The organism is Methylobacterium sp. E-005 (assembly GCF_022829725.1).
Lineage (GTDB): Bacteria > Pseudomonadota > Alphaproteobacteria > Rhizobiales > Beijerinckiaceae > Methylobacterium.
The window spans coordinates 1-8,791 of the sequence record NZ_JAKSYG010000033.1 but is presented as its reverse complement, the minus strand read 5'-3'; the positions used below and the strand labels follow the sequence as shown (position 1 = coordinate 8,791).

The window sequence follows — 8,791 nt, the reverse complement described above, 5'->3', positions numbered from 1 at the left end:
CGTCGCCCGCGATCGTCCCGACCCGGTGACCGTCATCGAAGCGGCGCACGCGGGACGGCAATCACACCTGATCCCGCTGCGGGTCGCCCGCATGGCCTCTTCGCCGTTCGCCTTTCTGCGCGGCGCTGCGCAAGTCATGGCTTGGGATCTGGCACAGGGGCCGCGCGGCGCCATCGATGTAGTCATGAACGGCGACGCGCATATCTCGAACTTCGGGCTGTTTGGATCGCCCCAGGGCGATGTGGTGCTCGACCTCAACGACTTTGACGAGGTCACGGTCGGGCCGTGGGAATGGGACCTGAAACGGCTTTGCGCGAGCATCGAGGTCGCCGCGCGGGATGCAGACGTCGCCGCATCGGAACGGCGGCAGGCGGTACTGAGCGCAGCGGCGGGTTACCAGCACACGATGGACGATCTCGCCCCGCGTGGCTCGCTCGACGTGTGGCGGCGCGCGGCACGGGCCGAGGACCTGGCATTCGCCGGCATCGAGATCGACGCGCGTTCACAGGCTGTGGTTCACAGGGCTGTCGAGAAGGCGCGGCGGAAGAACAACACGAGCTTACTCGACCAAGTGGGCGAGCGTCGCACGGACGGTGGCTGGCGTTTTCGTGAGGAGCCGCCGATCCTCGTCCGCGTCGATGAGGCGACACGCGAGCTTGTGACCACCGGTCTGGAGCGCTATGCCGAGACGCTGCCGCGCGAGCGGCGGTTCATGCTCAGCCGCTACCATGTGGTCGATGTGGCCCACCGCGTCGTAGGTGTCGGCAGCGTCGGGACCCGGGCCTACGTCGCGCTGCTGTGCGGCAACTCCGATCGAGACGTCCTCTTCCTTCAGGTGAAGGAAGCCGTGCGACCAGCCCACGCGCCCTATCTGCGCGGCATGCCCAAGCCCTATGCCGATCACGAGGGCGAGCGCGTGATCTACGGCCAGCGCCTGCTGCAGGCCGTGGGCGATCCGCTGCTGGGATGGACAAAGATCGATGGGCGACCGTTCTACGTGCGGCAGATGAAGAACATGAAGGGCGAGATCCCGGTCGCGCGCATGACAGGCCGGTCGCTCCTGTACTTCTCGCACGCGTACGGGGCGCTGCTCGCCAAGGCCCACGCACGAACCGGGGATGCGGCAGCGATCGCGGGTTACTGCGGTCATGACGGCCGCGCCGATCTGCGCGAGGCCCTGGCCGACTGGGCCATGATTTACGGAGATCGGAACGCGGAGGACTATCAGACCTTCCGAGAGGCCATCGGCGCGGGCCGGCTGCGAGCGGCCGAGGATCCGCATCTCTGATCTTACGGGTGTGGTCGCGGCCGCGCGGACACAGCGGCCTTCTCACGATCTGCGAGATTTGGGTCGAGCCTGCACCGACGGCGTCGTTCGCCCGCGCCAGCAGCCCTGAACTTGGCGCTCCACGAACTCGGCCGTCGCCCAGCCGGATCGCCATGACGGGTCGCACCGTCTCCCGTGCGCAGTGCCACCCTGTCCGGCGTGCTGTCGCCTCTCTTGGTCTCACTCTCAGCCGGCGCATTCCGAGACTGACTGGCAAGCGATAGAGGTACGGCGTCGGATTGCGAATGCGCAGGTCGATTAAAGAACCGCCACCCCTTCCGGCCTGACTGCGCGGGGCGCACGCGTTGCCCCGACGCAGCCTAGTGTCCTGATCGCGAAGTTTCTACGGTCATGGGGATGATGATCGGAGAGACGGCGCGATGGGTAAGGCCGCGGTTGGCATCGACCTGACAGAGCTGGAACGGCGCGAACTGGAGTCGCTGGCCCGGGCCCAGAAGACCGGACAGGCGCTGGCGCGGCGGGCCCGGATCGTGCTCGCGGCGGCCTCGGGGCTTGAGAACAAGGCGATCTGCACGGCGGTCAATGCGGATGCCAACACGGTCTCGAAGTGGCGGCGACGCTTTGCTGAACGCAGGCTCGACGGGCTCCTGGACGAACCCCGTCCAGGCGCACCGCGCACGATCGGCGACGATGAGATCGCCGAGACCATTCGCCTGACGCTGGAGACGAGGCCGCCCGGCGCGACCCACTGGTCACTGCGCTCCATGGCTGAGGCGGTGGGCTATGCCCCCTCGACGATCCATCGCATCTGGCAGGCCTTCGGTCTGCAACCCCACCGCAGCGAGACCTTCAAGCTCTCCACCGATCCGCTGTTCGTCGAAAAGGTGCGCGATATCGTTGGGCTCTACCTCAGCCCGCCTGACAGGGCGCTAGTGCTATGCGTCGACGAGAAGTCCCAGATCCAGGCGCTGGACCGGACCCAGCCCCTCCTGCCGATGCGGCCCGGTCAAATCGAGCGCCGGAGCCACGACTATACGTGTCACGGCACGACCTCGCTGTTTGCCGCCCTCGACATCGCCACCGGCGCTGTCCTCGGCCGCTGCTACCCGAAGCACCGCTCCAGCGAGTTCCGCAAGTTCCTCGACCAGATCGAGGCCAACGCCGATCTCGACGTCCATCTCGTCATCGACAACTACGCCACCCACAAGACCAAGCCGATCCGCGACTGGCTGGCCAAGCGGCCGCGCTAACACGTTCACTTCACTCCTACCGGAGCCTCGTGGATCAATCAGGTCGAGCGCTTCTTCGCGCTCCTGACCGACAAGCAAATCCGGCGCGGGGTCCATCGCTCGACCGAGGCGCTCGAGCACGACATCCGCGCCTTCATCGACGCCCACAACGCCGATCCAAAACCGTTCCGCTGGACCAAAACCGCATACGATATCCTCGCCGCTATCCAGCGCTTCTGCCTTCGCACCCTCCAAGTCGGAGAGACTAAGGAATCAGGACACTAGCGTGGATCCTGCCGCGTTCTGGCTCGGACGATCTGCCGGGATCACCAGTCCGTTGGAAGGCAACCTTCCGCCCCTGCGTGGTATTTGTAGTGCGTGACCCATAACGCCCTGGGCGATGCGCCCCACGCCCTCGTCGTCGACGACGACGCCCTGATCCTGATGGAGGCGACCAGTATCCTTGAGGATGCGGGGTTTCAGGTGCTGAAGGCGATGAACGTTGTCCAGGCCCTGAAGATATTAAATCAGCATCACGACGCGGTTCAACTGCTCTTCACCGACGTGCACATGCCGGGGCAGGCCGACGGCTTCGACTTGGCAAGGCAGACAAGCGAGCGATGGCCGCACATCGCGGTCGTAGTAGCCTCGGGCCAAGCCGAGCCTGAGCCCGGCGACCTGCCGGAGGGGGCGACATTCATTGGCAAGCCGTTCAGCGCAGAGATCGTTCGACACCATGTCCGCAAGACTCTGCCTGACGAGAAGCACCCGGAGTCGTTGAAGGCGTAGTCTTCTAATCTCGGCGAATGGTGTCTGGTGTGAGAGGCGCTTCCGGCTAGAAGCAGCCCCTGGAACCGTCCGATTCTGAGCTGCCTGATTGAGTGAATAGATCGCCTAAATTTTGTTATTAGCTGCTGCTTGGCTCAGGATAAGGTCGAACGGGAAATCCGAGGCGCTGCCTCAAATTAGACTCGTTATTTTAGTAAGTTATTACTGCTCCGAGAGGTGGAATTTAGATTATTTTTGACGAACTCATTCTTGATCGACGCAGCGACGCTGAGAGTAAGTTCGGTATTCAGTCAATAATTCACCTTCAAATGAATTATCTTATCCTCCGGCAGCCGCACAAGTGGAACGTGGAGAGTCCGCAGTGGCAACGTGGTCGTGTCGGCGAGGTCAACGACACAACAGAGGAAAGCCGAAGGCGAGAAATAACTTGCCCCAGCCGGCTTCTTCGTAGCGATGGTGCCTATCGAGAGGCTCAGTATCGGGATAGAGGCTGCATCATACCGATGGGAAAAACCTGATGAGCATGGACGGCGCCGAGGTCCTGAAAAGGACGCTCACAGAAGACGAGGCCGCCATCCTCGAAGCCTGGTACATATCTCTCCGGGAAGGGACCTCCCTGCAGAGCGGTCGTATCCGGGAGGCCGAACTCCAGACCCAGGCCAAGGCCGTGTTCGGCCAGCTTCGGGACGGACTTTCGTCCGGCGGGGTCGACGCGGACGCGGAAAGCTATACCCCGCTGCGCGAGAACCTCGCCGATATCTCACGCTCGCGAGCGATCCAGGGGTTCACGCCGACCGACACCGCCAACTTCGTCTTCTCGCTCAAAGAGCCGCTTTTCGAGGCGCTAAGGCGCAAGTCGGCCGCGGACGCCTCGGCCTTGGCCGCCGGCGTATGGGCGGCGGGGAAAGTGCTCGACAGGCTCGGGCTGCTCACGATGGAGGTGTTCCTGGCCAGCCGCGAGGAGGTCATCGGGCGTCAGGGGCAGGAGATCGCCGAACTCTCCACGCCGGTGGTTCGGCTCTGGGACGGCATCCTGGCGCTGCCGCTCATCGGCACCCTCGACAGTGCTCGCACCGGCGTCGTCATGGAGAACCTGCTGCAGGCCATCGTCGACGAAGAGGCCGAGATCGCCATCATCGACATCACCGGCGTACCGACCGTCGACACCTTGGTGGCGCAGCACTTGCTCAAGACCGTGGCGGCCGCCCGCCTGATGGGCGCCGACTGCATCGTCTCCGGCATCCGGCCGCAGATCGCGCAGACCATGGTCCATCTCGGCGTGGAGCTGAACGTCGTCTCGAAGGCGACGTTGGCCGACGCCTTCGCGCTCGCCCTAAAGCGGACCGGCCGCAAAGTGGTGCGCCAGCAGGCGACGGTGACTGGGGAGCGCCGCTGAGGCCATGGACCGCATCCCGATCCTCAAGCTCGGCGGCACGCTGATCGTCACCATCCAGGTCGACATGCACGACCGCCTCGCGCTGGCCTTGGAGGAGGACCTCACGGCGATGATCGTGCGCACCGGCGCGCGTGGCGTGCTCATCGAGATCTCGGCACTGGAAATCGTCGATTCCTTCATCGGGCGCATGTTGGTGAGCATCGCCGCTGTCTCGCGCGTCCTCGACGCGGAGACCGTCGTGGCCGGTATGCGGCCGGCGGTCGCCATCACTTTGGTCGAGCTCGGCTTGGAGCTCACCGGCATCAGGACGGCCCTCAACGTCGAACGCGGCATGGCGATGGTCCAAGCGCGGCTAGTCGAGGAGGGCGACGGGCACGGGAGCGACCGTGACGGTCACGAAGAGTGAGACCTTGCCCATTCGCTCCGGCGACGACGTCGTGCGCGTGCGGCAGCAGGTCCGTGCCCTCGCCGTCGAGATCGGCCTCGGGCTCGTCGACCAGACAAAGATCATCACCGCCGCGAGTGAGCTCGCGCGCAACACCCTCGATTACGGCGGGGGCGGTGAAATCCGCGCGGAGATCGTCCAGGCCGGGACGCGCAAGGGCCTGCGCCTGACCTTCGACGACCAGGGTCCCGGCATCGCCGACATCGAGCAGGCGATGACTGACCACTACACCTCCGGCAAGGGCCTCGGCCTCGGCCTGGGCGGGGCCAAGCGCCTCTCGAACGAGTTTCATATCGAATCGACGTCCGGCGTCGGCACGCGCGTCATGATCGCCCGGTGGAAATGACATGGACCGGGTCACCGTCACGGAAGCGAGCTAGGTGGCCGAGGCCCGACGACGCGCGGTGGCCGTCGCTCAGTCCATCGGCTTCGACGAGACCGCGGCCGGCCGCATTGCGCTCGTGGTGACCGAACTCGCCACCAACGTGGTCAAGTACGGCGTGCCGGGCGAGGTCTTGGTTGGCACCTACGAGGACGGGACCGGCTCGGGCGTCGAGATCCTCGTGCTCGACAAGGGCGAAGGATTCTCAAATCTCGGCCTGGCCCTGACGGACGGACACTCCACGGGCGGCAGCGCGGGCGAGGGCCTCGGCGCGGTGCGCCGCATCTCCGACGCCTTCGACATCGTGTCTCGCCCCGGGCTGGGCACGGCGGTGTTGGCGCGCCTGTCAATCGACAGGAAGACCGTTTCTGACGCCGTGCCGGCCTTTGGGGCCGTGGCGGTCCCCCTGAAAGGTGAGACCGCCAACGGCGACGCCTACGCCGTGCGCGAGCGCGCCGACGGCTGGACCGCCGTGGTGTCGGACGGACTCGGCCACGGGCCGGAGGCCGCCAAGGCTTCCGAGGAGGCGCTGAAGCTGTTCCGGAGACACCAAGACAAGCCGCCCGCCGCGATCCTGTCCGCCATCCATGCAGGCCTGTCGCACACGCGAGGCGGTGCGATCTCCGTCGCGCGCTATGAGCGAAACCGGGGCACCCTCGCGTTTGCCGGCATCGGCAACGTGCTAGGTGCGGTCGTCTCCGGCACTGTGACCAAGCGGACGGTCAGCCTCGCCGGGACCGCGGGGCACGCGGCTCGACGCATCCAGGAATTCGAGTACCCCATGCGCCCGGACGACCTGTTCGTGCTGTGCTCGGACGGGATCGCCACGGCTTGGTCGCTCGACGCCCATCCCGGCCTCGTGGCCGCCCATCCGGCGCTCGTGGCCGGGGTGATCTATCGCGACTTCGCCAGGGCCCGAGACGATGCCACCGTGCTCGTCGTGCGGGATGGGACGCGATGAGGTGGCCGCTCCTCACCAGTGCCGTCCGGCACGAGGATGACATAGCGACGGTGCGCCAGCGCGTGCGCCGGCTGGCCGAGCGCCTGGGCTTCGAGATCCAGGACCAGACCCGTATCGCCACGGCGGTGTCCGAGATCGCGCGCAACGCCTACGGCTACGCCGGTGGCGGTCGCATCGAGTACGGCCTCGATCAGCTCGATCGGGACCGAGGCGAGCAGTTCCTGATCATCAGAGTGAGCGACAAGGGACCGGGCATCGCCGATCTCGACGCCATCCTTGAAGGTCGCTTCCGCTCGACGACGGGCCTCGGCATCGGCATCACCGGTTCACGGCGGCTGATGGATCGCTTCGAGATCGACACGGTGGCCGGCAGCGGCACTGTCGTGACGTTCTGGAAGCGGCTTCCATCCGGGGCTGAACGTTTCACGGGACCGAGGCTCGCGAGCCTGGCCGAGGAAATCGCTCGAGCCAGGACTGAGGAACCGCTGGTCGCCTTGCGCGAGCAGAACCGGGAGCTTCTGCGCAGCCTCGCCGCGCTGGCCGAGCGCGAGGAGGAAACTCAGCGCCTGAACCAGGAACTCTCCGAGACGAACCGGGGCGTGGTCGCGCTCCACGCGGAGTTGGAAGCGCAAGCTGTACTCCTGCGCGAGGCGGGCGTTCTCCTGGAAAGCCAAGTGGCTGCCCGCACTGCCGAACTTGCTGAGGCGAACGCTCGGCTCCTGGCCGAGGCCGTCGAGCGCGAGCGGATGGAGCAGGACCTGCGGCAATCCCAGAAGCTCGAAGCGGTCGGGCAATTGACCGGTGGCGTCGCGCACGACTTCAACAACCTGCTGACAATCATCCGCTCGTCCGTCGACTTCCTCCGTCGCCCGGATCTGCCGGAAGACCGGCGCAAGCGGTACATGGACGCCGTCTCCGACACCGTCGACCGCGCCGCCAAGCTGACCGGACAGCTCCTGGCCTTCGCACGTCGCCAGTCCCTGAAGCCTGAGGTGTTCGAGGTCGGCGAACGCCTGCGCGGCGTGGCCGAGATGCTCGACACCATCACAGGCACGCGCATCCAAGTCCGAGTCGAGCTGTCGGACAGACCCGCCCTGGTCCGCGCCGACCTCAACCAGTTCGAGACGGCCCTTGTGAACATCGCCGTCAACGCCCGCGACGCCATGGACGGCAGCGGTACGCTGACGATGCAGGTGGCGGCCGGGCGGGCCATGCCGATGATCCGGGGGCATGCCGGCTCGCAGGGGCCGTTCGTAGCGGTCTCGCTCGCCGACACCGGCTCGGGCATTCCCCTGGAGGTGCTCGGGCGCATCTTCGAACCGTTCTTTACGACCAAGGACGTCGGGCGCGGCACCGGTCTCGGGCTCTCCCAAGTGTTCGGGTTTGCCAAGCAGTCCGGCGGCGACGTGGACGTGACAAGCGAGAGCGGCAAGGGGACGGTCTTCACCCTCTACCTGCCCGAAGTATCGTCCGAGACCGCCGAAGCCCCTGTGCCCGACCCCGACGCCGCTTTGTCGCCGGCTGGCCTCGGTCAGCGCATCCTGCTTGTGGAGGACAACCTCGAGGTCGGACGCTTCTGCACTCAGATCTTGGAGGATCTCGGATACGCACCCGAGTGGGTCGTCAACGCGGAAGAGGCGCTCGAGCGTCTCGGGACGGACGGTGCGGGCTTTCAGGCCGTGTTCTCCGATGTCATCATGCCAGGTATGGGTGGGATCGAGCTCGCCAGAGCGTTGCGTATGCGCATTCCGACCCTGCCGGTGATTTTGGCATCAGGCTACAGTCACGTCTTGGCCCAGGAGGACAGCCACGGCTTCGAGTTGCTGCACAAGCCCTACTCGGCCGCGCAGGTCGGCCGCGCCCTGCGCCGGATCATCGGCGCGTCACCCCCCGACCGCTGATGTGCAGTCGCCGGTGATGCGCTATCCAAAGGCGATCGTGGCCAACTTCCCATTCATGGTCTCGACTGAATTGCGTAGGTTCACGCGGCTTTCGAACCCACGGCGCGTCGGCGGTTGAGGAAGCGTCTGCTTCCGAGATGCGCTGGAGTGAAGCTGTACGGCGGCAATGGGCGCCAAGCCGAATGTCCGGTTTCTGGTGGGTCGCCGATCCCAGCCTCCAAGCGGCGGCGTTGATCAACCATATGGTCCCTTGTACACGGGTCGAGACGCTGCGGTTCCGGGAACGGCGCACCGTCGCCGTAGGAATGCTTTGGGGTGTCGATGAGGTGGCGCACCACCGGGTTGCGCTTCAGGAGGTCGGCGCGGTCGACGAGATCGCGCCACATCAGGTACTTGGTGA

8 protein-coding genes and 1 pseudogene are annotated in these 8,791 nt (G+C 65.8%); 8 read left to right on the top strand and 1 reads right to left on the bottom strand.

All coding sequences use genetic code 11. The features are described 5' to 3' along the window. The 8 genes and pseudogenes from MKK88_RS03305 to MKK88_RS03270 form a co-directional block, all read left to right on the top strand. On the top strand, positions 1-1,288 hold a 1,288-nt coding region (locus tag MKK88_RS03305), incomplete at its 5' end, for a DUF2252 domain-containing protein (RefSeq protein WP_243997171.1). A 419-nt stretch (positions 1,289-1,707) separates the two neighbouring features. Beyond that, positions 1,708-2,802, top strand: a pseudogene (locus tag MKK88_RS03300) (IS630 family transposase). Positions 2,803-2,895: 93 nt separating this feature from the next. Next, on the top strand, positions 2,896-3,306 hold the full coding sequence (locus tag MKK88_RS03295; RefSeq protein WP_313901828.1) for a response regulator: 411 nt from the start codon (positions 2,896-2,898) through the stop codon (positions 3,304-3,306). Between the two features lie 517 nt (positions 3,307-3,823). Beyond that, complete coding sequence (locus MKK88_RS03290) at positions 3,824-4,702, top strand: STAS domain-containing protein (RefSeq protein WP_243997169.1); 879 nt, start codon at positions 3,824-3,826, stop codon at positions 4,700-4,702. A gap of 4 nt (positions 4,703-4,706) precedes the next feature. Continuing rightward, entirely contained in the window at positions 4,707-5,108 is a 402-nt protein-coding gene (locus tag MKK88_RS03285) for an STAS domain-containing protein (RefSeq protein ID WP_243997168.1), read from the top strand. After that, positions 5,089-5,493 carry an anti-sigma regulatory factor gene (locus MKK88_RS03280; RefSeq protein WP_243997167.1) on the top strand — a complete coding sequence of 135 codons (405 nt, stop codon included), beginning with the start codon at positions 5,089-5,091 and terminating at the stop codon, positions 5,491-5,493. Before MKK88_RS03285 ends, MKK88_RS03280 begins: the two co-directional genes overlap by 20 nt. Before the next feature lie 34 nt (positions 5,494-5,527). Then, positions 5,528-6,490, top strand: a complete 963-nt coding sequence (locus tag MKK88_RS03275; protein WP_243997165.1) for a SpoIIE family protein phosphatase — start codon at positions 5,528-5,530, stop codon at positions 6,488-6,490. Beyond that, complete coding sequence (locus MKK88_RS03270; RefSeq protein WP_243997164.1) at positions 6,487-8,391, top strand: ATP-binding protein; 1,905 nt, start codon at positions 6,487-6,489, stop codon at positions 8,389-8,391. The genes MKK88_RS03275 and MKK88_RS03270 overlap by 4 nt, the downstream gene beginning before the upstream one ends. A gap of 80 nt (positions 8,392-8,471) precedes the next feature. On the opposite strand, the gene MKK88_RS03265 is transcribed toward MKK88_RS03270, so the two are convergent. Then, a partial coding sequence (locus MKK88_RS03265) for a hypothetical protein (RefSeq protein ID WP_243997163.1) occupies positions 8,472-8,791 on the bottom strand: 320 nt, incomplete at its 5' end.